This window comes from Variovorax sp. YR216, assembly GCF_900107745.1.
Lineage (GTDB): Bacteria > Pseudomonadota > Gammaproteobacteria > Burkholderiales > Burkholderiaceae_C > Variovorax.
In genome coordinates this window covers 180,710-204,303 of record NZ_FNRO01000002.1, presented here as the reverse complement: position 1 = coordinate 204,303, position 23,594 = coordinate 180,710, and the positions used below count along the sequence as shown (strand labels likewise).

The 23,594-nt window shown below is 68.1% G+C and carries 24 protein-coding genes; 16 read left to right on the top strand and 8 right to left on the bottom strand.

Annotated features, from left to right (window positions below):
* Positions 1 to 6 precede the first annotated feature (6 nt).
* Together BLW05_RS05810 and BLW05_RS05805 are read right to left on the bottom strand one after the other, a co-directional pair.
* Complete coding sequence (locus BLW05_RS05810) at positions 7 to 873, bottom strand: HTD2 family dehydratase (RefSeq protein ID WP_093160977.1); 867 nt, start codon at positions 871 to 873, stop codon at positions 7 to 9.
* Between the two features lie 20 nt (positions 874 to 893).
* Positions 894 to 1,676 carry a citryl-CoA lyase gene (locus BLW05_RS05805; protein WP_093160975.1) on the bottom strand — a complete coding sequence of 261 codons (783 nt, stop codon included), beginning with the start codon at positions 1,674 to 1,676 and terminating at the stop codon, positions 894 to 896.
* A 138-nt stretch (positions 1,677 to 1,814) separates the two neighbouring features.
* Here BLW05_RS05805 and BLW05_RS05800 point away from each other — a divergent pair, with 138 nt between their 5' ends.
* From BLW05_RS05800 to BLW05_RS05790, 3 genes are all read left to right on the top strand, one after another.
* On the top strand, positions 1,815 to 4,136 hold the full coding sequence (locus BLW05_RS05800; RefSeq protein WP_093160972.1) for an acyl-CoA dehydrogenase family protein: 2,322 nt from the start codon (positions 1,815 to 1,817) through the stop codon (positions 4,134 to 4,136).
* Positions 4,137 to 4,299: 163 nt separating this feature from the next.
* Positions 4,300 to 4,632 (top strand): PRC-barrel domain-containing protein, encoded by a 333-nt coding sequence (locus BLW05_RS05795; RefSeq protein ID WP_093160970.1) that lies wholly within the window; start codon positions 4,300 to 4,302, stop codon positions 4,630 to 4,632.
* A 27-nt stretch (positions 4,633 to 4,659) separates the two neighbouring features.
* On the top strand, positions 4,660 to 4,866 hold the full coding sequence (locus BLW05_RS05790) for a hypothetical protein (RefSeq protein ID WP_093160967.1): 207 nt from the start codon (positions 4,660 to 4,662) through the stop codon (positions 4,864 to 4,866).
* Between the two features lie 109 nt (positions 4,867 to 4,975).
* Here the strand turns inward: BLW05_RS05790 and BLW05_RS05785 are convergent, their stop codons facing one another.
* Positions 4,976 to 5,737 carry an IclR family transcriptional regulator gene (locus BLW05_RS05785; protein ID WP_093160965.1) on the bottom strand — a complete coding sequence of 254 codons (762 nt, stop codon included), beginning with the start codon at positions 5,735 to 5,737 and terminating at the stop codon, positions 4,976 to 4,978.
* Positions 5,738 to 6,030: 293 nt separating this feature from the next.
* On the opposite strand from BLW05_RS05785, the gene BLW05_RS05780 reads away from it, so the two are divergent.
* The 12 genes from BLW05_RS05780 to BLW05_RS05725 all read left to right on the top strand — a co-directional run bounded on the left by BLW05_RS05780 (position 6,031) and on the right by BLW05_RS05725 (position 18,166).
* Positions 6,031 to 6,297, top strand: coding sequence for a hypothetical protein (locus BLW05_RS05780; RefSeq protein WP_256330058.1), 267 nt, complete (start codon positions 6,031 to 6,033; stop codon positions 6,295 to 6,297).
* A 34-nt stretch (positions 6,298 to 6,331) separates the two neighbouring features.
* Complete coding sequence (gene infA, locus BLW05_RS05775) at positions 6,332 to 6,598, top strand: translation initiation factor IF-1 (protein WP_093160962.1); 267 nt, start codon at positions 6,332 to 6,334, stop codon at positions 6,596 to 6,598.
* Positions 6,599 to 6,643: 45 nt separating this feature from the next.
* The gene (locus BLW05_RS05770) at positions 6,644 to 6,958 is read left to right on the top strand and encodes an RNA recognition motif domain-containing protein (RefSeq protein WP_093160960.1); all 315 of its coding nucleotides are present in this window, start codon (positions 6,644 to 6,646) and stop codon (positions 6,956 to 6,958) included.
* Positions 6,939 to 7,265 carry a hypothetical protein gene (locus BLW05_RS05765; protein WP_143044775.1) on the top strand — a complete coding sequence of 109 codons (327 nt, stop codon included), beginning with the start codon at positions 6,939 to 6,941 and terminating at the stop codon, positions 7,263 to 7,265. Before BLW05_RS05770 ends, BLW05_RS05765 begins: the two co-directional genes overlap by 20 nt.
* A 285-nt stretch (positions 7,266 to 7,550) precedes the next feature.
* Positions 7,551 to 9,164 carry an acyl-CoA carboxylase subunit beta gene (locus BLW05_RS05760; RefSeq protein WP_093160955.1) on the top strand — a complete coding sequence of 538 codons (1,614 nt, stop codon included), beginning with the start codon at positions 7,551 to 7,553 and terminating at the stop codon, positions 9,162 to 9,164.
* Between the two features lie 34 nt (positions 9,165 to 9,198).
* The gene (locus tag BLW05_RS05755) at positions 9,199 to 10,446 is read left to right on the top strand and encodes an acyl-CoA dehydrogenase family protein (RefSeq protein ID WP_093160952.1); all 1,248 of its coding nucleotides are present in this window, start codon (positions 9,199 to 9,201) and stop codon (positions 10,444 to 10,446) included.
* Positions 10,447 to 10,457: 11 nt separating this feature from the next.
* Positions 10,458 to 11,324 (top strand): enoyl-CoA hydratase/isomerase family protein, encoded by an 867-nt coding sequence (locus BLW05_RS05750; protein WP_093160950.1) that lies wholly within the window; start codon positions 10,458 to 10,460, stop codon positions 11,322 to 11,324.
* A gap of 11 nt (positions 11,325 to 11,335) precedes the next feature.
* Positions 11,336 to 13,348: an acetyl/propionyl/methylcrotonyl-CoA carboxylase subunit alpha gene (locus tag BLW05_RS05745; protein ID WP_093160947.1), complete on the top strand. Its 2,013-nt coding sequence runs from the start codon at positions 11,336 to 11,338 to the stop codon at positions 13,346 to 13,348.
* On the top strand, positions 13,345 to 15,147 hold the full coding sequence (locus BLW05_RS05740; protein ID WP_093160945.1) for an acyclic terpene utilization AtuA family protein: 1,803 nt from the start codon (positions 13,345 to 13,347) through the stop codon (positions 15,145 to 15,147). The genes BLW05_RS05745 and BLW05_RS05740 overlap by 4 nt, the downstream gene beginning before the upstream one ends.
* Positions 15,148 to 15,189: 42 nt before the next feature.
* Positions 15,190 to 16,176 (top strand): tripartite tricarboxylate transporter substrate binding protein, encoded by a 987-nt coding sequence (locus BLW05_RS05735; RefSeq protein ID WP_093160942.1) that lies wholly within the window; start codon positions 15,190 to 15,192, stop codon positions 16,174 to 16,176.
* A gap of 7 nt (positions 16,177 to 16,183) precedes the next feature.
* Positions 16,184 to 17,404: a CaiB/BaiF CoA transferase family protein gene (locus BLW05_RS05730; RefSeq protein ID WP_093160940.1), complete on the top strand. Its 1,221-nt coding sequence runs from the start codon at positions 16,184 to 16,186 to the stop codon at positions 17,402 to 17,404.
* Between the two features lie 45 nt (positions 17,405 to 17,449).
* Complete coding sequence (locus BLW05_RS05725) at positions 17,450 to 18,166, top strand: DUF899 family protein (protein ID WP_256330057.1); 717 nt, start codon at positions 17,450 to 17,452, stop codon at positions 18,164 to 18,166.
* Here the strand turns inward: BLW05_RS05725 and BLW05_RS05720 are convergent.
* Both BLW05_RS05720 and BLW05_RS05715 read right to left on the bottom strand, forming a co-directional pair.
* Positions 18,151 to 19,626 carry a DUF2252 domain-containing protein gene (locus BLW05_RS05720; protein ID WP_218135147.1) on the bottom strand — a complete coding sequence of 492 codons (1,476 nt, stop codon included), beginning with the start codon at positions 19,624 to 19,626 and terminating at the stop codon, positions 18,151 to 18,153. The two genes, BLW05_RS05725 and BLW05_RS05720, sit on opposite strands and share 16 nt — an antisense overlap.
* A gap of 72 nt (positions 19,627 to 19,698) precedes the next feature.
* Positions 19,699 to 20,664: an AraC-like ligand-binding domain-containing protein gene (locus BLW05_RS05715; RefSeq protein ID WP_093160934.1), complete on the bottom strand. Its 966-nt coding sequence runs from the start codon at positions 20,662 to 20,664 to the stop codon at positions 19,699 to 19,701.
* A gap of 141 nt (positions 20,665 to 20,805) precedes the next feature.
* Here BLW05_RS05715 and BLW05_RS05710 point away from each other — a divergent pair, with 141 nt between their 5' ends.
* Positions 20,806 to 21,834 carry a carbon-nitrogen hydrolase family protein gene (locus BLW05_RS05710; protein ID WP_093160931.1) on the top strand — a complete coding sequence of 343 codons (1,029 nt, stop codon included), beginning with the start codon at positions 20,806 to 20,808 and terminating at the stop codon, positions 21,832 to 21,834.
* On the opposite strand, the gene BLW05_RS05705 is transcribed toward BLW05_RS05710, so the two are convergent.
* From BLW05_RS05705 to BLW05_RS05695, 3 genes are read right to left on the bottom strand one after another with little or no spacing between them, the layout of a single operon-like run.
* Positions 21,831 to 22,259 carry an acyl-CoA thioesterase gene (locus tag BLW05_RS05705; protein WP_093160928.1) on the bottom strand — a complete coding sequence of 143 codons (429 nt, stop codon included), beginning with the start codon at positions 22,257 to 22,259 and terminating at the stop codon, positions 21,831 to 21,833. The genes BLW05_RS05710 and BLW05_RS05705 overlap by 4 nt on opposite strands.
* The gene (locus BLW05_RS05700; RefSeq protein WP_093160925.1) at positions 22,256 to 22,795 is read right to left on the bottom strand and encodes a MarR family winged helix-turn-helix transcriptional regulator; all 540 of its coding nucleotides are present in this window, start codon (positions 22,793 to 22,795) and stop codon (positions 22,256 to 22,258) included. Before BLW05_RS05700 ends, BLW05_RS05705 begins: the two co-directional genes overlap by 4 nt.
* On the bottom strand, positions 22,792 to 23,568 hold the full coding sequence (locus BLW05_RS05695) for an SDR family NAD(P)-dependent oxidoreductase (RefSeq protein WP_093160922.1): 777 nt from the start codon (positions 23,566 to 23,568) through the stop codon (positions 22,792 to 22,794). The genes BLW05_RS05700 and BLW05_RS05695 overlap by 4 nt, the downstream gene beginning before the upstream one ends.
* Positions 23,569 to 23,594: the final 26 nt, after the last annotated feature.

Sequence of the window (23,594 nt, the reverse complement as noted above, 5' to 3'; positions counted from 1 at the left end):
GGCGAATCAGGCGAAACGTGCAGTGGCCTGCATCAGCAGCGCGCCCTGTCCGTCTTCCGCCCACAGCGTGGCGCTGCCATCGGGCTGCGCCGCATGGCCGCGCACGCGAAGCGGCTTGCCGCAGGTCAGCGGCCGCACCGCCTTGAAGCTGTAGGCGCGCACCGCGCGGCCCGGATTGTTCTGCTGTGCGGCTTCGAGCAGCAGCGTGGCGATGAGCGGACCGTGCACGACGAGGTCGTCATAGCCTTCCACCTGCGTGACATACGGAAAGTCGTAGTGGATGCGATGGCTGTTGAAGGTCAGTGCCGAATAGCGGAACAGCAGCGGCGCATCCGGCAGATGCTCGACTGTCCATGCGGCATCGGCTGGCGGCGTTTGCGGCGGCGCGGATTCGCCGGCCGCACTGGACTTGGGCGCTTCGCGGTACACGATGTCGTGGAATTCGCGCTGGAGCAGCGTGCCGCCCGCGTGCACCTCGTGCTGCACCTTGACGAACACCAGTGCCCCGCCCTTGCCCTGCTTGAGCGTCACGTCGACGACCTTGGAGGTCTTGGTGGTCGGCGTACCCAGCTTTAGCGGCTCGAAGAATTCGAGCTGGCTGCCCGCCCACATGCGGCGCGGCAGCGGCACTGGAGGCAGGAAGCCGCCGCGCGCCGGATGGCCGTCGGGCCCCAGCCCGTTCTGCGGCGCGACCGGCAGGAAATAGCACCAGTGCCACAACGGCGGCAGCGCCCGGCCGGGTTGCCATGCCTGCCCGTCGTTGCGCACGGTGGCGGCCATGGCGCTGGCGGTCCAGGGAGAGAGCAGCTCCTCGTGTGTCTCGGTGCGGCCGATCCAGCTGCGCAGGTGGTCGAGGTCCAGGGCTTCGGTCATGGTGTGCGTCCTCGGTTCGGTCAGTCCTTGCGCGGACCGCCGGCTTCGTGTTCCACGCGCTGCCAGAGCTCGATGCCCATCGGATCGTCGATCTCCTCGAGGATGTGGCCCACGAGGCCGATGGCACGCGCCATCACGCCCAGGCCGCGGATGATGCGCCACGGAAAGCCGAACTCCGCTGCAATCGCACCGATCGCACCGGTGGCATTGATCGGCAGTGACTTGCCTGCCACGCGTTCCGCTTCGGCCTGCACCGCCTGCATCAGCGCGACGTAGTGGCCCGAGAGACCGTTTTCGGCGGCGATCTGGAACAGGCGCGGCGTGCGCGGATCGATCGGCTTGTGCATCGGGTGGCCGAGCCCCGGCACGATGGCCTTGCGCGCGCGGAAGTCCGCGACGATCTCGCGGGCCATTTCCTCCAGCGGGCGCTCCGGCTGGGTGCCGAAGGGGATCTTCTCGTAGAGCATCCTGGCCGCACCCTCGGTGCTGCCGACGAACACGGTGCCCAGGCCGCACAGGCCGGCCGCGACGGCAGCCTGCAGCGCCTCGGGCGCGCCGGTGTAGGTCAGGCGCGCGGCCAGCGCGCTGGGCGTGATGCCGTGCTCGACCAGCGTCACCACGATGGCGTTGAAGGTGACCGACTCCTGCGGCGTCGGGATGCGGCCGGTGAGTTCCAGGAAGGCCATGTCGCCCAGGTTGAGGTGGCCGAGGATCTCGGAGGGCAGGTCGCGGCCGCGCACGGTGATCTTGTCGGGCGTGCTGAAGCCGAGTTCGGTGTGCAGGGATTTCTTGATCTTGGTCATGGGGAGGGAATCTATCCATCTGCGGGTGTTCGTGGTCTGTGATTGCCGAACCCTCCCTTCAGGAAATGCGAATGCCGCTTTGCGGGGCCTTCTGGCACGCTCCGGCCCAGCTTTCAGACAGGCACGAACAGAGAGACCATGGACCACGAATCACTGGCGGCGATCCGCGAAGCCGCGACCGACTACTTCACCCGAAGCGGCAGCATCCGCCGCTGCCGCACGCTCATCGAACAACCCGCCGACGCCGGCCGCGACGCCGCGAGCTGGGCCGGGATCGCCGCACTCGGCTGGCCCGGCATGCTCGCGCCCGAATCGGCGGGCGGGCTCGCCTTCGACCTGTCCGGCGCGGCCGAGGTGCTGCGCGCGGCCGGCGAGCATGTCGCGCCGGAGCCGCTGCTGGCCGTCGCCGGCCTGAGCGCCTTGCTGCTGCGCCGGCTCGACGGCGCCCCCGCGCGCGCGCTGCTCGAAGAACTCGTCGCCGGCACCGGCCTGCCCGCGCTCGCCTGGCAGGAAAGCGCGGGCGACCTGAGCGACGTGCCGCTGGAATGCGGCGTCGAGCTCGGCCCGCAAGGCGCGTTGCTGCAAGGCGAAAAGCTCATGGTGCTCCCGGGCGCGGCGGCCACCGGCTGGCTGGTGTCCGCACGCGGCGACGACGACACCGTGCTGCTGTGGGTGCCGCGCGGCACCGCGGGTGTCACCGAAACCCTCACGCGGCTGGTGGATGGAGAGCACGCCGCGACCCTGCGCTTCGACCGCGTCGCGCTGCCTTCCAGCGCGGTGCTCGCGCAAGGCGAACCGGCACGCAACGCGCTACGCCACGCGCTGGCCGGCGGCTTGATCCTGCAAGCCGCCGAACTCGCCGGCACCGGCCAGGCGATACTCCAGCAGACCCTCGCCTACCTGCGCACCCGCGTGCAGTTCGGCAAGCCGATTGGCACCTTCCAGGCCTTGCAGCATCGCGCGGTCGACATGTTCATCCACCTCGAAGTCGCGCGCGCCACGCTCGCCGAGGTGCTCGCGCTGGCCGACGACCCGAACGTTGGCATCGAACGCCTCGAAGCCGAAGCCAGCCGCGTCAACGCGCGCTGCACCGCGGCCGCCCTGCAGGCCTCGCGATCGGCGGTGCAGCTGCACGGCGCGATCGGCTACACGCAGGAATGCGACCTGAGCCTCTTCTACAAGCGCACGCTGCGCCTGTCCGCCTGGCTCGGCAACGTCACGACGCACCAGCGCCGCTACGCATCGCTCGCCGAAGCGGGTGCGCGCACCCACGAGCCCGTCGAATGGATCGGCGCATTCCCGCGCACCGCCGACTGGAGCGCGATGACCGAGGCCGACTTCCGCCGCATGGTGCGCGCCTTCCTGCAACAGCGCTATCCGTCGCAGCTGCGGTATCTCTCGCACCGCGCGCGCTGGAGCGAAATGCGCGAGTGGTATCTCACCCTCTCCGCGCAAGGCTGGGTCGCACCCGCATGGCCGCAGGCGCACGGCGGCATGGGGCTGCCGGCGGACAAGATGATCGCGTGGATCGAGGAGCTGGAGCAGTACGGCGTCGCGCGTGCGCCCGACCAGGGCATCGTGATGATCGGACCGCTGCTCATCCAGCACGGCACACCCGAGCAGCAACAGCGCTTTCTGCCGCGCATCCTCGCGGGCGAGCATGTGTGGTGCCAGGGCTATTCCGAGCCCAACGCCGGCTCCGACCTCGCGGGCCTGCGCACCGACGCCATGCAGGCGCGCGATGCCGAGGGCGACCACTTCATCGTCAACGGCCAGAAGATCTGGACCACGCTCGCGCAGGACGCCAATCACATCTTCATGCTCGTGCGCACCGACAAGGACGCGAAGAAGCAGGAAGGCATCAGCTTCCTGCTGTGCGACCTGCGCACGGCGGGCATCACCATCCGGCCGATCCACACCCTCGCGGGCGAGCCCGAGTTCTGCGAGGTGTTCTTCGACAACGTCCGCGTGCCCGCCGAAAACCTCGTGGGCAAGCTGCACGGCGGCTGGACCATCGCGAAGGCGCTGCTCGGCTTCGAGCGGATCTTCCTGGGCAGCCCCAAGCAGTCGCAATACGCGCTGGGCCAGCTCGCGCGCCTAGCCAACGCCAAGCGCCCGTTCGCCGACCCGGTGTTCACGCAGCGCTACACCGCGCTGCGCCTGGACGTGGCCGACCTTGCCGCGACCTACACCGATTTCGCGAACATCGTGAAGGCCGGCAAGCCGCTGCCGCCGTCGGTGTCGCTGCTGAAGATCTGGGCCAGCGAGACCTACCACCGCATCGGCGCGCTGCTGGTGGAAGCCAGCGAGGAACAGGGCGCCGTGGCCGGCGACCAGGACCTCGACGGGCAGGCGTTCAACGCGCTCTCGCCGCTGATCGGATCGACCTCCGCCATGATCTACGGCGGCACCAACGAGATCCAGCGGAACATCCTGGCGCGGCAGGTGCTGGAGCTTTGAGTCTCAGGGCCCATGGAGAACGGAATGTTCGGCCGGCTACGAAAGCGCCTACATCAAGACGGACGCGATGCCTATGCGCAAGAGGCTTCGCTCGGGCCATACCTCTACTGCTGGGCTTAGCAGTCAAGCCGGTAGTCCCAGCCCTGCCGGCGTGGAGACCCTTATGGCTTCTGATGTCATTTCTTCCGAACGTGTCGAAGGTACCAATGTCTACAACGCAGCGGGCGACAAGCTCGGCAGCATCGACGATCTCATGATCGACAAGATGTCCGGTCAGGTGCGCTATGCAGTGCTGGAGTTCGGCGGCTTCCTCGGCATGGGGACGGATCGCTACCCCATTCCATGGAACATGCTCAAGTACGACACGTCACAGGACGGCTACGTGGTGCCGCTGGACAAGGCCCAGCTCGAAGGAGCACCGCGCTACACGGGTGATTCCGTGCCCGAGTACGACGACACCTATCGTTCCGGCGTCGACAAGTACTACGGACTCTGAACTCGTCCTCTGGAACAAGGAACCAGAATGATCAATCCATGGCTGACGAAGAATCCCTTCATGAGCATGTGGCTCACCGCTGCAAATCAAATCATGGGCACGACACAGAGCTTGGTCGCGGCAGAATTTCAACGACAAGCTGCCGCGATGCAAGCCGAATTCGAGCGGCAGGTCGTCGAGTTCTGGACCGGTGCCTGGATGGGCGCGAGTGTGAACCCGCGCCACAAGCGCTGAGGCGACCGCCCGGTAGCGATACGGGAGCAGCGGCTCTCGCACGCTGACTGGGCGCCTTCATCCGACACTTCGCGTTTGGATCCGAAGCCGTCGCCTCGGTGCGCCGTGCCTATGCCATTCGCCCGATCTCTCCCTTCAACATCCCTCCCAAGACCTCGCCTCTCGCGCGTGACATCCGCGACGCCGGCACCACGATCCCCAACGCCGCATCCCCGCAAGACCCCACCGCGAAGCGCATGCCGACACCCGCGATCCCCTTGGCGCTGATGTGCGCATGGCCCAGTTCGCGCGTCTGACGAATCCACCGCTGCAGCTTGCTCGCGCTCATGTTGTGGCTCTGGTATTCGACCTGATGCCGCGCGTAGTGCGCGGCGATGTCCGCATCCGACATGGCGGCAAGAAACGAAAAGCTCGGAATGCCCAGCCCCAGCAGACGCATGCTGCCGACGGTCTCGAAAAAACTGCGAATCGGATGCACGCCCTGCTCCAGATGCAGGCAATGGCTGTGGTCGCCTGATCGCACGACCAGGAACACATGTTCCTCGGTCCGCCGCGCGAGCGCCTTCATGGCCGGCAGGCAGCGTTCGATGAGCGGCGCGCGCTGCATCGCGGTCAGGCCGAGCGCCATGGCCTCGATGCCCAGCCGATACAAGCCAGCGGTGCCGTCGCGCGCGACGAGGCCCGCGCGCACCAGCGAGGTCGCGATGCGGTAGGCGGTGGTTCGGTCGAGCTGCGCGGCCTCCACCAGTTCGGGGAGCGCGATGCCTTGCGCGTGGTGCGCGGCGATGTGACGCAGCACCTCCATCGCGCGGTCAATGCTCTGCGAGCCGCGCACGGGCGCGGAACGTGTCGAGGGTTTCGGGCCGGTCATCGAGGGTCGTGTTCGCCGTGCGAGGGTGATCTGTGCACATTGTGCACACGCAGGAACACCCGTCCAGATCACCTGCTCGTGCACGTAAAGCGCGCCTCGTGTACACTGCCCCACCGCTGCGGCTTGCTTGCTGCCGCATTGGTTGCTTGACCTGGCTGCAAATCGCGCAGCCCGCACTCTTCCCGGACTCCCCTTGAAGATGGTCAGTCTTCATTCGGCAAGCTCCTCGCCGGTCCATCCACACAACGCCCCGGACCGCTTTCTCTCCGAACTTCAGAACGGCTACTCCCGCCATGGGACGAAGGTCGTTCGCTCTTGCCGCGAGCCCCGAGCTGCGCGCCACCTACATGCAGAACAACACCATTGCGGTGGGCAAATACCTTGTCACGCCGCTCACGAGACTCATTGGAGCCAATGCCTACGCCGCATCGGTCTCCGTCCGCCAAGGCATGCACGACCGGATCTTCCGGCTGCTGCCCAGCTTCACGAACGAAACGCAAGCCCTGCGCTACGCGCTCGACCAAGGAAGGCTCATGGTGACTCACAACCAGTTGCTGTGAGCGTTTCCTTCACGACTTCAACCATGGGAGCCCAGTGGCCAAAGAAGATCTCATCGAAATGCAAGGCCGAATCGAAGAGGTTCTGCCCGATTCGCGCTTCCGCGTCGTGCTCGACAACGGACACACGCTCATTGCCTATTCAGGCGGCCGCATGCGCAAGCACCGCATCCGCGTCCTTGCGGGCGACCGCGTGTCGCTCGAAATGTCGCCCTACGACCTGACCAAGGGGCGGCTGACCTTCCGACACCTGGAGCCACGCGCCCCTGGGGCCGCCTCCGCCGCGAGACGGCCACGCCGCTAGGCGCCTTCACATTCACCCCAACCCTCCACCAATTCAAAGGTTTTTATGGACAACAAACTCTACGTCGGCAATCTCTCCTACTCGATGCGCGACGACACCCTCCGGCAGCAGTTCACTGCATTCGGCCAGGTCGATTCGGCCAAGGTCATGATGGAACGCGATTCGGGTCGCTCGAAGGGCTTCGGCTTCGTCGAGATGAGCTCGCCCGCGGAAGCGCAGGCCGCGATCCAAGGCATGAACGGCAAGCAGGTCGACGGCCGCGCGCTGACCGTCAATCTGGCCCGCCCGATGGAACCGCGAGGCCCCCGCGAGGATGGCCGCAGCGGTGGCTACAACCGCAATGGCGGCCACGGCTACTGATCCGGAGGTGATCTCCCTGGCCGCGCAGCCGGCTCCGCCCGAGTCATCGATGTACTTCGAATACTTGCGCAGGATCGAACACGCGCTGTTCCCGCTCGAGGTGACGGACCCCGACGAGATCACCAATGCCGAGTCATTGCGGCTTGCGGGCATGATCACGATCCGCGAAGAATCCACTTGCGTCGATGACGATCAGTTCACCTATCAACGGGTGGTGATCAGCGAGATCACGCTGCTCGGTCGCACCGAGCTCCGCCGTCAGGAGAAACACAGCCCCTTCGCCTGGCGAAGACCTCGCAAGGGCTGACGACGAACCGGGCGGTCGGGAACGCCGCCTGGATTCGCTCCAACTCAATCATCGAGTCGCGCAGCGCCCCAGCGTCCAGGGCGACCTGCGCGGCGCGTGCGTCCGGCGTGACCACGCCTGACATCTGGCCCAGACTGATCCTGGGCATCCACCATCAAGGGTAATCCCGCAGTGCGAAGGCGCGCTGTGCACATTGTGCACACGCGGGCACTTTGCGATTGCGGGCGCGGGGCCGCTGGTCTGCAATGCGTTTCAGCCAAACGCACTCACCGCAAAAGCCCCACGATGACTCCGTTCCAATCCCGTCTTCATTCCGCGTCGGAGGCCTTCCAGGCGCAGCGCGCCGGCATGCTCGCGCTGATCGACGAACTGCACGCACTGGAGCAGCGCGCCGCCGATGCCTCCGCGCGCGCCGCTGCCAGTTTCGGCAAGCGCGGCGCGCTGTTGCCGCGCGAGCGCATGAGCCGGCTGCTCGATCCCGGCCGGCCCTTCCTGCCGATCGCCAATCTCGCCGGCTACGGCATGGACGATCCCGATCCGGCCACGTGTGTGCCCGGCGGTTCCCAGATTGCCGGCATCGGCTTCGTGAGCGGCGTGCGCTGCATGGTGGTGGCGACCGATTCGGGCATCGATGCCGGCGCGCTGACCGAATCGGGCAACCAGAAGCTGATGCGCTGCCAGGAACTGGCGCTGGAGAACAAGCTGCCCTTCGTCCATCTGGTCGAATCGGCCGGCTCCAACCTGCGCAAGTACCGGGTGGAGAAGTTCATTCGCGGCGGCGGCATGTTCTACAACCTTGCGCGCCTCTCGGCGGCCGGGCTGCCGGTGGTGACGGTGGTGCATGGCTCGTCGACGGCCGGCGGCGCCTACATGCCCGGTCTGTCGGACTATGTGGTGATGGTGCGCGGCCGCGCGAAGGCCTTCCTGGCCGGACCGCCGCTGCTCAAGGCCGCAACGGGAGAGATCGCCACGGACGAGGAACTCGGCGGCACCGACATGCACGCCAGCGTGAGCGGCCTCGCGGAATACGTGGCCGAGGACGATGCGCACGGCCTTGCGATCGCGCGCGACATCATGGCCAACCTGGGCTGGCAGCGCGCGGAGGACGCACCCGCATCGCAGCCGCCACGCCTCGACCCCGAAGAGCTCGCGGGCGTGATGGTGCTGGAGCACAGGAAGCCCATCGACATGCGCGAAGTGATCGCGCGCGTGGTCGACGATTCGGGCTGGATGGACTTCAAGCCCGACTATGGCCCCGCCACCGTTTGCGGCCATGGTCGCATCGAGGGCTATCCGGTCGGATTCATCAGCAACAACGGCCCGATCGATCCGGCCGGCGCGACCAAAGCGGCGCAGTTCATCCAGCTCTGCAATCAGTCGGGGACGCCGATCGTCTTCCTGCAAAACACCACGGGCTTCATCGTCGGACGGCACTCGGAAGAGGCCGGGATGATCAAGCATGGCAGCAAGATGATCCAGGCGCTGGCGAATTCGCAGGTGCCGCAGGTCACCATCTACTGCGGCGCATCCTTCGGCGCGGGCAACTACGGCATGTGCGGGCGGGCGTTTCATCCGCGCTTCTGCTTCTCGTGGCCCAACGCGCGCACCGCGGTGATGGGCGGCGAGCAGGCCGCGACCACGCTGGAGATCGTCGCGCGCCAGCAGGCGGAGCGCAAAGGCGCAGCGCTGGACGACGCGAAGCTCGCGGCGCAGAAGCAGGAAATCATCGCCCACTTCGAGCGGCAGGCGAGCGCCTTCTACACCAGCGGCCACCTGCTGGACGACGGCGTGATCGACCCGCGCGACACGCGCGCCGTGCTCGCCTTCGTGCTTGCAACCACCCGCGAAGCAGCGCAGCGCAAGACGAACCCCATGCAATTCGGCGTCGCGCGGTTCTGACGAGCGCCCGCCATCCAGTCACCAGGAGACATCGATGATCTACACCCCCGAGCACCGCGAGATGATGGACAGCATCCGCCGCTTCATCAGCGCCGAGATCGACCCCTTCATCGACGAATGGGAAGCCGCCGAGATCTTCCCTGCGCACGAGCTGTTCAAGAAGATGGGCAACCTCGGCTTCCTCGGCATCACCAAGCCCGAGGCCTATGGCGGGCTCGGGCTCGACTTCTCCTACGGCGTGGCTGCCGCCGAGGCGATGGGCTATGCCCGCGCGCAGGGCGTGGCGATGGGTGTCGGCGTGCAGTCGAACATGGCGACACCCGCCCTCGCGGCCTTCGGCTCGGACGAGCTCAGGCGCGAGTTCCTCGCGCCAGCCATCGCGGGCGACATGGTCGCGTCCATCGGTGTGTCGGAACAGGGCGCGGGCTCGGACGTGGCTTCGCTCAAGACGCGCGCGCGGCGCGACGGCGACGACTACGTCATCAGCGGCTCGAAGATGTGGATCACCAACGGCACGCAGGCCGACTGGATCTGCCTCTTGTGCAACACCTCTCAAGAAAACGCCGGGCCGCCCCAAGTTTTCTTGCCCCCCTCGGGGGGCGGGCCGGGCGCAGCCCGGACCTGGGGGCGTTCGGAACGCGGATCGGCGCACAAGAACAAGTCGCTGATCATCGTGCCGCTGAAGGAGAACGGAAAACGCGCGCGCGGCGTCGAGATCCAGAAGATCAGGAAGTTCGGCATGTGGAGTTCCGACACGGCCCAGATCTTCTTCGACGAGGTGCGCGTGCCGGTGCGCCACCGCATCGGCGAGGAAGGCATGGGCTTCATCTACCAGATGAAGCAGTTCCAGGAAGAGCGCCTCGACGGCGCGGCGCGGCGGCTGTCGGCCATCGCGTGGATCCAGGAGACGGCCGACTACCTGCGGCAGCGCCAGGCGTTCGGCAGGCCGCTCCTGGACAACCAGTTCATCCAATACAAGCTGGCGGAGCTCAAGACCGAGTTGGAGGCACTGCGCGCGCTGGTCTATGTCGCGACCAAGACCTACATCGAAGGCGGCGATGTGGTCGAGCTGGCCTCGATGGCGAAGCTCAAGGCCGGCCGGCTCTCGCGGGAGATCGCGGACTGGTGCATGCAGTTCCAGGGCGGCATGGGCTACACGTGGGACAACCCGGTGTCGCGTGCGTACCGCGACTACCGGTTGGGTTCGATCGGTGGCGGTGCTGACGAAGTGATGCTGATGGTCATCGCCCGGCACATGGGCCTCATGAACATGAACGCCTGAGGAGCACGACCATGCCCGAAGGCTCTCTCGACTTCAGCCACATCGTTCTGCGCCGCCGGCAGGATGTGCTCTTCGCGACGCTGAACCGCCCGGAAACGCGCAACGCGCTTTCGCCCGATGTGGTGGCGGAGCTGGCGCGGGTGCTCGATCTCGCGGAATCCGACGACGCGGTTCGTGCGCTGGTGTTGCGCGGCGGCGGCGGCTTCTTCTGTGCCGGCGGCAACGTCGGCAATTTCCAGTCGCGGCTCGATGCGGAAGCCGCCAAGGGCGTTGACCCTGTGGCCGCGCGCAACCGCGAGTTCGGTGACTTCATGCAACGGCTCGCGGCGCTGCCGGTGCCGGTGATCGCGGCGGTCGAAGGCGCGGCGATGGGCGGTGGCATGGGGCTCGCCTGCGGCGCGGATATCGTGCTGGCGACGCGCGATGCGCGCTTTGCCTTGAGCGAGACATCGCTCGGCATCATTCCGGCGCAGATCGCGCCCTTCGTGGTCGCGCGGCTCGGGCATCGCTTAGCGCGCCGCCTGGGGCTCAGCGGCGAGCGCATCCACGGCGAGACGGCCCTGCGACTCGGCATGGTCGACGAGCTCGCCATCGACAGCCAAACGCTCGACGAGCTGCTCGCTCAATGGATCAGCCGCATCGGCGCGTGCGCGCCGCATGCCAATCGCGCGCTCAAGCCCCTGCTGCAGCGTTGCGGCCATGAGGCAGAAGGCGCGCTGCTCGATGACGCGGCGCGCCTGTTCGCCAACTGCATGCGCGACGAAGGCGCCGAAGGCATTGCCGCTTTCCGGGAGAAGCGCGCATCCGCATGGCGGCGCGAGTTCAGCGCCCAGGAAGTGCGCGACGCCCAGGCGGTCAACGCCGCATCCGCCGCGTGAGGAATCCGTTCATGACCACCACCCGCAAACAGATCCGCCCCTTTCACAACGTGCTCGTCGCCAATCGCGGCGAGATCGCGATCCGCATTCTTCGCACCGTGCGCCGCATGGGCTACGGCACCGTGGCGGTGTATTCCGAAGCGGACCGCGCAAGCCCCCACGTTCGAGCCGCCGACCGCGCGGTACGGATCGGCGGCGCGGCGCCGCGCGACTCCTACCTGAACATCGCCGCGATCATCGATGCGGCACGCCGCGCCGGTGCGGATGCGGTGCATCCCGGCTATGGCTTTCTCGCCGAGAACGAGGACTTCGCGGACGCGGTCGATGCGGCCGGGCTGGTGTTCATCGGTCCCTCCGGCGATGCGATCCGCGCGATGGGCAACAAGGCGCAAGCCAAGCGGCTGGTGATGGCCGCCGGGATGCCGTGCATCCCGGGTTATCAGGGCGAGGACCAGAGCGACGCGGCCTTCGTGCATGCGGCGGCGGACATCGGCTTTCCGGTGATGGTCAAGGCCGCTGCGGGCGGCGGCGGGCGCGGCATGCGGCTGGTGCATGAGGCCGCCGCGCTGCCCCAGGCGCTCGCCTCCGCGCGCTCGGAAGCGGAGGTCGCTTTCGGCTCGGGCGAGCTGATCCTCGAACGCGCGGTGATCGCGCCGCGCCATGTCGAGATCCAGGTGCTGGCGGACAGCCATGGGCATGCGATCCATCTCGGCGAGCGCGACTGCTCGGTGCAGCGGCGCCACCAGAAGGTGATCGAGGAAGCGCCCTCGCCGGCCGTCGATGCCGAGCTGCGCGCACGCATGGGCGAGGCAGCGGTGCAGAGCGCCAGGGCCATCGGCTACATCGGCGCAGGCACGATGGAGTTCCTTCTCGACCGTGAAGGCCGCTTCTACTTCATGGAGATGAACACCCGGCTGCAGGTCGAGCATGCGGTGACCGAAGCGATCACCGGGCTGGACCTCGTCGAATGGCAATTGCGCGTGGCGGCGGGCGAGCCCCTGACGGTCGGGCAGGTCGATGTGCGGTTGGACGGCCACGCCATCGAGGTGCGGCTCACCGCGGAGGATGTGCCCGCGGGCTTCCTGCCGCAAACCGGGCCGGTGCTGCGCTGGCGGCCACCAGCCGACGGCCATGACGTCCGGGTGGACCACGGCCTCGTCGAAGGCGCAACCGTTTCGCCGCACTACGACTCGATGGTCGCCAAGCTGGTCGCCCACGGCCCGACCCGTGACGAAGCCCGCCGCAAGCTGCTGCGCGCGGTGGAGCACTGCGTGCTGCTGGGCTTGCCGAGCAATCAGGGCTTTCTGGCCGACTGCCTTGCGGACGAGGTGTTCGCCGATGGCAAGGCGGTGCATACCGGCTTCGTGCAGGAGCGATTCGGCGACCGTCTCGCCGAGCGGGCAACGCCGGACACGCGAACCCTTGCGCTCGCTGCCTTCGGCGCACTGGCTGCAGACATGCCGGCAGGCCGCATCGTCGGACCGGCACTGGGCCAGCATGTGGCCCGTCTGACGCTCGGGCAGGGCGAAGCGCGCTGGGAGGTGCGCTTGCAGGCGCAGGCGTCGCAGTGGAACGCCACGGTTCGCCGCCTTGGTGCCGAAGCGGCTGCTTCCGCCCTGGCGCTTCGCGACGCGCAATGGCACGACGCCGACCGCACCGCCTTCAGCGTCGAATGCGACGGCATGCTCGAAAGCGCCGTGCTCGCACTGCAGGCCGATGCGGTGCAGCTCTTCCACGCCGGCCGCGCCTGGAGTTTCGAGCGGGTGAGCGAGCGCAAGAGCCGCGTCGCCGAAGGCGGCGGGGGCGCGGTGACCGCGCCGCTGACCGCCCGCATCGTCGATGTCGCGGTGCGCGCAGGGGAGACGGTCCAGGCCGGCCAGCGGCTCGTGGTCCTCGAGGCGATGAAGATGGAACACACGCTGACCGCGCCGATCGCCGGCGTGGTCGCCGAGGTCTGCGTGCAGGCCGGCGGGCAGGCGTCGAAGGGCACACTCCTGCTGCGCATCGAAGAGGCCAAGGCATGAGCAAGACGACCCGCATCGGCGGCGCGAGCGGCTTCTGGGGCGATTCGGCCATCGCCACGCCGCAACTGCTCGCGGTGCCGGGCCTGCAATACCTGGTCTACGACTACCTCGCGGAGACCACGATGTCGATCCTCGCGCGCGCACGCGCCAAGGACCCGGCACTGGGCTACGCGACCGACTTCGTCCACGCGGCGATGGCGCCGAATCTCGCCGCGATCTGCGGCAAGGGCGTGCGCGTGATCGCCAATGCCGGCGGCCTGAACCCGCAGGCCTGCCGCGATGCGCTGGTGGAGATCGCGAAGAAGCAGGGCCTCTCGCCCCGCATCGCGGTGGTGAGCGGCGACGACGTGATGCCGCAGTTCGAGCGCCTGCGCGCCGAAGGCGTGCGCGACCTGCACACCGGCGAGGCGCCGCCCGCCGAGCTGTATTCGGCCAATGCCTACGTGGGTGCGCGCGGCATCGCGCAGGCGCTCGAACTCGGCGCCGAGATCGTGATCACCGGCCGCTGCGTGGACAGCGCGGTCGTCGTCGGCGTGCTGGCCCACGAATTCGGCTGGCGCTGGGACGACTGGGACCGCATCGCCGCAGGGACGCTCGCGGGCCACGTGATCGAATGCGGCGCGCAGGCCACCGGCGGGCTCTTCACCGACTGGCAGCAGGTGCCCGGCTGGGCGGACATGGGCTATCCGGTGATCGATTGCGAGGGCGACGGCAGCTTCGTGCTGACCAAGCCCGAAGGCACCGGCGGATTGATCCATCCAGGCGCGGTGTCGGAGCAGATCCTCTACGAGGTCGGCGACCCGGCGAACTACCTCATGCCAGACGCGACCTGCGATTTCCGGCAGGTGCAAGTCGAGGCACATTCGCCCGGCGCGGTCCGGGTGAGCGGCGCGCGCGGCCGTGCGCCGACCGGCACCTACAAGGCCAACGGCACCTGGCGCGACGGCCATCAGCTGCAACTCATGATGGCGATCCGCGGCATCGACGCGCCGGCCAAGGCGCGCAAGACCGCCGATGCGCTGCTGGTGCGCACCCGCGCGCAACTGCGCCAGCGCGGCATGCCCGACTACACCCAGACCTGTGTCGAGCTGCTGGGCTGCGAATCACTGTACGGCGCGAACGCGCGGGCGCTGCCGACGCGCGAGGTGGTGCTGCGCATCGCGGCGCGGCATGCCGATCCGAAGGCGCTGGGGTTCCTGCAGCGCGAATGCGCCTCGGCAGGCACCTCGATGGGGCCGGCCACGCGCTCCTCGTTCGCGGGGCGGGCCGATGTGCAGCCGGTCATCAAGGTCTTCTCGTTCCTCGTTCCGAAGGAGCAGGTGACGCTGCAAGTCGAGTTCAGCGACGCCGTGAGCACGGTCGCTGCACCGGCGTCGGGGCCCGCGGTCGCGGCCGAGCCGCTGCCGCCCCAGCCTTCCGGCGCCCTGCCTGACGGGGACACGACCGAAGTGCCGCTCGTCGCCCTCGCCTGGGCGCGCAGCGGCGACAAGGGCGACGACGAGAACATCGGCGTGATTGCGCGCCGCGCGGCGTTCCTGCCGTTGCTGCGCGCGCAACTCGGCGCGGCGCAGGTCCGTGCGTACTTCGCGCATCTGGTGGAAGGCGACGTCGAGCGCTTCGAGGTGCCCGGCCTTCATGCCATGAACTTCGTGCTGCATCGCGCGCTCGACGGCGGCGGCGTCGCGAGCCTGCGCTCGGACCCGCTCGGCAAGTCCTTCGCGCAGATGCTGCTCGATCACCCCGTCCGCATTCCCCGGCGCTGGCTCGACGACGGCCTCGTGGCCGCGCACCCCGCTTGAAGCACTTCCATCCCAGGCATCCAACGGTTCAAGGAGACAAACATGACATCGACGTATCGCCGCAAGATTCTTTCCGCGATCGCGGCAACCACCCTGGCGCTGGCCGGCACGGCGCCCGCCTTCGCGCAGGACACCTACCCCACCAGGCCCATCCGCGTGGTGGTGCCCTACACGCCGGGCGGCGTGTCCGACACGGTGACCCGGCTGGTGATGCAGAAGCTCGCCGAGCGGCTGAAAGGCACGATCATCGTGGACAACCAGGGCGGCGCGAACGGCCAGATCGGCTCGTCGGCCGTCGCGCGATCGACGCCCGACGGCTACACGCTGCTGGTGGTCGTGGCAGCCCACGCGATCAACCCGAGCCTCTATCCGAAGATGACCTATTCGCCGCTGCAGGACCTGCGCGGCGTGAGCGAGTTCGGCGCCATCCCGCTGCTGATGGTCTCCAGCGCGCAGCTGCCGCCGAAGAACCTCAAGGAGTTCGTGGCCTGGGCGAAGGCGAATCCCCAGTCGGCGACCTTCGCGTCGAGCGGCGCGGGCTCGGGCGCGCACCTGGTGGCGGAACTCTTCTCGCAGACGGTCGGCGTGCCGATGACGCATGTGCCCTACAAGGGCATCGCGCCCGCGCTGCCGGATCTGTTCGCGGGCCAGGTCGCGATCATCTTCGACTCGGTGCAGACGATGATGCCGCACGTGAAGGCCGGCAAGCTGCACGCGCTCGCGATGACCAGTGCCAAGCGCTGGCCTGCCGCGCCCGATGTGCCGACGATGGCGGAAGCCGGCTACCCGGGCATGACCGGCGGCAGCTGGATCGGCCTGCTCGCGCCGGCGAAGACACCGAAGGAGATCGTGGCCCGGCTCTCCGCCGAAACACAGAAGGTGCTGGACACGCCCGAGGTGCGCGAAAAGCTGATCGAATACGGCATCGATCCGGTGGGCGGCACGCCCGAGCAGTTCGACGCCTTCATCCAGAGCGAGGCGAAGCGCTGGGCCGAGGTGGTGAAGAAGGCCGACATCCGGCTGGAGTGAACGTCACATGGCTTCCATCCTCGAAGGCATCAAGATTCTCGACCTGACGCGGGTCATTGCCGGCCCGCTGTGCACGCAGATCCTGGCCGACATGGGCGCGACGGTCTACAAGATCGAAAAGCCCGGCGAAGGCGACGACACGCGGCGCATGGGGCCGTTCCTGCCGGATGCCCGGACTGGCGCGGACAGCAACGATTCGGCGCTCTACCTGGCCTACAACCGCGGCAAGCATTCGGTGACACTGGACATTGCCACCCCCGAGGGCGCGCGGCTCGCGCAGGACCTCGCGGCGCGTTGCGACGTCGTGGTCGAGAACTACAAGGTCGGGTCGCTCGCGAAGTACGGGCTGGACGAAGCCAGCATCCGCGAGCGTCGGCCGGACATCGTCTACTGCTCGGTGACCGGCTTCGGCCAGGGCGGACCGTATGCCGCGCGCCCTGCCTACGACTTCATCCTGCAAGGCCTGGCCGGCGTGATGAGCACCTGCGGCCAACCGGACGATGCACCCGGCGCGGGCGCGATGCGCACCGCGATCCCGATCACCGACGTGGTGACCGGCCTCTATGCCGCGATCGGCGTGGTCAGCGCGCTCTACCACCGCCAGGCCACCGGAGAAGGCCAGCATGTGGACGCGGCGATGCTCGATGCCTCGGTGGCGCTCAACGGCCACCTTGCGCTCGGCTACCTCATGACGGGCCAAGTGCCCGCGCGCGTGGGCAACACCAATCCGATCGCTTCGCCGTCGGAAGTGCTGACCTGCGCGGATGGCCAGCTCATCCTCGCGGTGGGCAACAACGGGCAGTTCCGGGCGATGTGCGGCGTGCTGGGCCATCCGGAATGGGTGAGGGACGAGCGCTTCAACACCAACGCGCAGCGCGTCGCCAATCGCGCGGCGCTGCGCGCGGTGCTCGCGCCGGTTCTACTGAAGCGCCACCGCGCCGAGCTGCTGGCGGCCTTCGAGGTGGTGAGCGTGCCCTGCGGCCCGATCAACGACATGGCCGGGGTGTTCGAGGACCCGCAGACGCGCCATCGCGAGATCGCGCTGCGCCTGCCGCACAGCCGCGGCGTGGAAGTGCCGAGCCTGCGCAGCCCGCTGCGCTTCTCGGGCACGCCGGTCGAACATCGCGCGTCGCCGATGCTCGGTGAGCACAGCGCGCGCGTGCTTCACGATGAGCTGGGCATCGACGAAAGGCAATTGCAGGCCCTGAGGGAGCGGGCGATCATCTGAATCCGCCCGGCGACGTGTCCGCGCCGGGTGTCCTCGGAGATGCCGATGCCCGCCTCGACCGAACGCCTGGGCGCGATGGAACTCGCGCGCCGCAGCAACCGCCACTTTCCCGGCGAAAGCAGCGCCTACCGTGAAGCCCGCACCGCGCTGCTGGCCGAAGAGATCGAACTGCGCCGCCATATCGAACGCGTGGCCGAGCAGCGGCGCAAGCTGCCGCCGGGTGGCGCGGTGCCCGAGGACTACGTGTTCGAGGGTGCGCACGGGCCGGCACGCCTGTCGGCGCTGTTCGGGCGCCACGACACCCTCGTCACCTACAACTGGATGTTCGGCCCGCAGCGCGAGCGGCCGTGCCCGATGTGCACTTCGCTGCTCGGCGCCTTCGATGGCGAGATGCCGGACATCCTGCAGCGCGTGGCCTTCGCGGTGATCGCACGGTCGCCAGTCGCGAAGATGACCGCGTTCGCGAAGGAACGCGCCTGGCGGTACCTGCCGCTGTATTCGTCGCAGGGCAATGACTTCAACCGGCTCTATGCCTTCGAAGACCCCGATGCGAACGAAGACGTTCCGGCCTTCAACGTCTTCCGCCGGGAAGGCGGCGTGATCCGCCACTTCTGGGGCGACGAGATGAACATGGAGACCGCCGACCCGGGCCAGGACCCGCGCGGCGCGCCGGACCTGATGCCGATCTGGAACATCCTCGACCACACCCCTGCCGGGCGCGCGAAGGACTGGTATCCCTCTCTGGACTACCCGGCCGCCTGAGGCTGTCCCTGCGCTGCGAGCCGCTCCAGCGCGGCGACTTCGATGACGCCTTCGCGCGCGGCGGACGCGAAGGCGTTGTAGTCGTGCTGCGTCTGCCCGGCGTAGGCCGCGGCGAAGCGCACCATGGCGTCGTCGAACACATCCGACTTGCCGAGGTAGCCGCCGATCAAGGCCGCATCGCCCGACTTCGCATGCGCGAGCGCGAGCGCCCAGCCGCAAAGGCCGCAGTATTCGACGAAGCCCGCCGGCGTCGTCATGCCGGGCTCCAGGTCGATGCCGCCCTTCATGTCGCGCAACTGGCGGATGTAGAAGTCCACGCCGTCGATGTGTCCCCAGCCGAGGAAGATGTCGGGCGATCCCTGGATCAACCGCTGCCCCATCACCACGCGCTGACCCTGGTTGGCTGGTACATCGCTGCGCGCGGGCAGATGCGCGGCCAGCACCGAGGGCTGGGCCTCCTTCATCTGGAGGAACAGCGGGTCGTCCTCGTCGCGGCCCTGCAGCAGCACCACCCAGCAGCGCGTGCCCACGCTGCCTACGCCGACCACCTTCTGCGCCACGTCGATGACGCGGTAGCGCGAGAGCAGCAGCCGGCGATCGGGCGCGAGCGATTCGAGGTATGCGGCAAGGGCGTGCCCGAGTGCCTCCTGCACCGGGCGACCCATCGACGTGTGCGTGGAACGCACGATGAAAGGATGCTGCTCGACGATGCGGTGCCGTTCGTCCACAAGGTCAGTCAGCTTGTCGAGGACCTGCAGGTGCGTGCGCCTGCGTGCCTTTTCCAGCACGGCGGACGCGGCATCGTGGTACGCGGGGGGCAGGGATTCGATCAGGCGATGGCTGTCGATGGTGTCGTACCAGACCTCGAGCGTGGCCTTGCCGGCATAGCGCCGCATGCGCTCGCGGTAGGTCGATGCGGCCTGATGGGCCGCGGCCTCGCTGTCGGCAATGCTGCCGCCGAGGTGCTGTGCGGCCACGTAGGCGCTGGCCGCCAGGCGCTTCACGTCCCATTCCCAGGGGCCGTGCTGCGTCTCGTCGAAGTCGTTGATCGCGAAGACGAGCTGGCGCTCCGCCGATGCGAAGACGCCGAAATTCGCGACGTGCATGTCGCCGCACGCCTGCACTTCGAGGCCGGTGGTGCGGCTGCGCGCAAGGTCGGCCGCCATCACCGCCGCCGACCCGCGCAGGAAGGCGAAGGGCGACTGCATCATGCGCGCATGGCGCACCGGGATCAGCTCGGGAATGCGCGTCTTCGCCTGCCGGCGCAGGATGGCCACCGGATCGACACCGCGCGGACGCTCGAAATCCGCATGACTCGTGCGCGGAATGCGTTCGCGCAGTGCCTTGCCGGCCGCCATGCGCTCTTCGACGCCGGGCCTCTTGGCGGTGAACGCATGCATCAGCTCCTCGACCGACGCCGTGATGGGGCCGATGACCGAGATCCCGTTGTGACGCGCCATTCCTCGCTCCGTGGTGTGGGCACGGGGAACATTCTGCTTCACCCAGGCCGCACGGAGACGCTTTTCACGCCGTCAGTGGCGCCGCCCCAGCCGCCAGTCGCGCGGCGAACATCCGAAGCGTTCCCTGAAGGCGCGGCTGAAATGCGCCGGGTCGCTGAAGCCGCGTCCGTAGGCGATCTCTCCCACGGTGCGCCCCGCCTCTCGAGGATCGAGCAGGTCGCGGCTGCAGGCTTCGAGACGGCGCTCCCAGATGTACTGCGACAGCGTCAGCGGCTCGCTCTTGAACACGCGGTGGATCTGGCTCGCGGACATGCCGAGCTCCGCCGCCAGCATGCTGACCGACAGCGCAGGATCGTCCATGCGCACATCGATGCAGCGCTTGATGCGCGCCAGATGAAAGGCGGTGAGGTGGCTCAATGAGGGCGAACGCGCGGCCGGCAGCGTCTGCAGGCCGGCGACCAGGATGTTGAGCACCCCGTTGGCGACCGCGAGCGCCGAAGCCGGCTGCAGCGTGTCGATGTCCTCGCGCAGCGTGCGGATCATGCTGAGCATCAGGTGGCCCGCGCCTTCGCGCCCGGACACGGTGGTGGCCGTCAGCGCCTCGGTGTCGCGCAGTTCGCTGCGCAGGCGCTCGCCGGGCAGCTTGAGCACGATCTGCTCGAAGGCGTCGTCGAAGAGAAGCTGGTACGGCCGCGTGCTGTCGTAGAGCGCAAAGTCGCCCACCGAGAGCACCGCATCACGCCCGTCCTGCCGCACGACCCCCTGGCCGCGCGCCTGGATGCTGACAAGAAAGTAGTCGTCCGACGAGCGCGCGATATGCCCCGGCGTGCGCATGACCTTCTGCGGCCCCGACGTGACCACCGAGACGTCGAGGCTCGGCAGCGTGTGCTGGCGGATGCTGCCTTCGAAATTCCCCCGCGCACCCGCGTTGGCGACCGGATCGCAGCCGAGCTGTACATAGACATTGCAGATCATGTCCGTCCAGTAGGCGAGCCGCTGGTCATGGGGAACGACGTCGGTGCTGAGCAGCCGGTTCATCAGGAATCCTTTGCAACGCTGGATCAAGAACGCTGCGCGTCCGGAGCAAGGCCGGCGCAGGCCGCGAACTTACGCTTCAAGCAACGCGCATGCCACAGCGCTAACCCGGAGCCCCCGTCTTCAACCCACTCGGAGTTCGCCATGTCCAGCAAGACCCATCCCCGCCTTCGCGTCGCCGCCGTGCAGGCCGCGCCCGTATTCCTCGACCTCGACGGCACGATCGACAAGACCATCGACCTGATCGCGCAGGCCGCGCGTGACAAGGTGCAACTCATCGCCTTCCCGGAAACCTGGGCGCCGGGCTATCCGTGGTGGATCTGGCTCGATTCGCCGGCCTGGGGCATGCAGTACGTGCAGCGCTACCACGACAACTCGCTGGTGATCGGCTCGCCCGAGTTCGACCGCATCCGCGACGCGGCGCGCAAGCATGGCATGTGGGTCTCGCTCGGCTTCAGCGAGAAGGCGGCGGGCAGCCTCTACATCGCACAGGCGCTGATCGACGACCAGGGCAAGGTGCTGCAGACGAGGCGCAAGCTCAAGCCCACGCATGTGGAACGCACCGTGTTCGGCGAAGGCGACGGATCGGACCTCGCCGTGATCGAGACGCCGATCGGCAACATCGGATCGCTGTCGTGCTGGGAGCATCTTCAGCCGCTCAGCAAGTACGCGATGTACTCGCAGAACGAACAGATCCACTGCGCCGCGTGGCCAAGCTTCTCGCTCTACCGAGGCGGCGCGTACGCGCTTGGCGCGGAGGTCAACAACGCCGCGAGCCAGGTGTATGCGGCCGAGGGCCAGTGCTTCGTGGTCGCGCCCTGCGCCACGGTGTCGAAGGCGATGCACGAGATGCTGTGCACCGATGCGGGCAAGCAGCAGATGCTGCTGGTGGGCGGCGGCTTCGCGCGCATCTACGGGCCGGACGGCTCGCCACTGGGCACCAACCTGCCGGAAGACCAGGAAGGTCTGGTGGTGGCGGACATCGATCTCGGGATGATCTCGCTCGCCAAAGCGGCGGGCGATCCGGCGGGGCACTATTCGAGGCCGGACGTGACGCGGCTGCTGTTCAACAAGACGCGGCGCGAGCCGGTGGTGGTGCAGCGGAGCGCGGAGCTGGAACCGGTCGGGTTCGAGGCGGTGGCGCCGAAACCCGAAGCCGCCACGAGCGCCTAAGCGGCCCCGCGCTCGATGGCCGCGCGCAGGTGCGCAGGGATCTCGATCGCCCGGTGGGTTTCGAGCGAGGTGGTGACCAGCACCTGCCGCATCCGCATGCGGGTTTCGCCTTCGGCGTCGAAGCAATGCAGGCCAAGCGTGATCGAGCGGGTGCCGAGTTGCTCCACCGTCAGCCCGAGGATCACGTGGTCGCCCATGCGGCTCACCGCGCGGAAGTCGGCTTCGAGCCGCACCGTGGGCAGCCCGATGCGCTGCTCGACGATCAGATTGCGGTAGCCGATGCCGAGGCCGTCGCTGACCCAGTCTTCGACGAGGCCGTTGAACATCACGAAGTACTGCGGGTAGAAAACGATGCCCGCCGGATCGCAATCGGAAAAACGGATCAGCCGTTCGCGGCGGAACTCGCCGCCGACTGCTCCGGTCACGCGTTCTCCTCGGCGGACGGCTCGTTGCGCATCACATGCACCCGCAGCTGGCCCAGTTGCGCGTAGAGCTGCCGCACCGTCTTCGTGTCGAGGCCGGAGAACATCTCCAGGATCCACTGCTCATGCTCCTTCGCCATCGCCTCGAAGCTGCGGCGTCCCTTGGCGGTGAGGCTCACGATCCACGCGCGGCGATCGTCCGGGCTCGGCGTGCGCGAGACGAAGCCTTCGCGCTCCAGCTCGTCCGTCAAGCCGGTGACGTTGCCGCCGGTCACCATCAGATAGCGCGAGAGCACGCGCATCTTCAGGCCCTCGCGGTAACGGTAGAGCTGCGCCATGTAGTCGAAGCGCGCGAGCGTGATGTCGAAGCGCTCGCGCAGGCGCTTGCGGATCTCGGCCTCGATCTGCGTGGTGCTCGCGAGCATGCGCAGCCAGAGCTTGAGCACCGCGTGGTCGTCGTGGCGCGCGCGGGCCTCGTGGCCGAGTTCCTCCGCGTCGCTGAGCGCGGCGTGCGATGGGTCGTTGGTACTGTCGATCATGGTGTGACTTCTCCCCCTGAAACGGAGATCGATTGTCCATTCATCGAGGCGGCCCCTTCTCCGCACAGCCAGCGCACCGCGTCGGCCACCTCGGCCGGCTGCACGATGCGGCGCTGCGGATTGACCGCGGCGAACTCCGCCAGCGCATCGGCTTCGCTGCGGCCGGTCTTGCCGACCACGTTGGCGACGCTGTTGCGCAGGATGTCGGTTTCCGTATAGCCCGGGCACACCGCGTTGACCGTGATGCCCTTGCGCGCCACCTCGAGCGCCAGCGAGCGCGTGAGGCCGATCACGCCGTGCTTGGCCGCCGTGTAGGCCGAGACGTAGGCGTAGCCCTTCTGCCCCGCGGTGCTCGCAATGTTGACGATGCGGCCCCAGCCGGCGTCGAGCATGTCCGGCAGCGCCGCCTGCGCGCACAGAAAGCTGCCGGTGAGGTTGACCGCGAGCATGCGCTGCCAGAGATCGACCGAGGTCTTGAGGAAAGGTGCGCTCTCGGCCTGGCCCGCGTTGTTGACGAGGATGGCGACCGGCCCCGAAGCCGCCCGAAGCGCATCGAAGGCGGCGCGCACCGAGGCTTCGTCGCTCACGTCGGCAGCGGCGACCGCGTGGCCGCTGCCCGCCAGCTCCTTCTGCACCTTCTCCAGCGCGGCGCGGTCGCGTCCGATCAGGCTGACGCGCGCGCCTTCGGCTGCGAGCGTCCGGGCGATCTCCGCACCGATGCCTCGCGCGGCTCCGGTAACGACGGCGTGGCGACCTTTGAGGGCAGTGTTCATGGCATACCTAAAAGATTGACAACTAA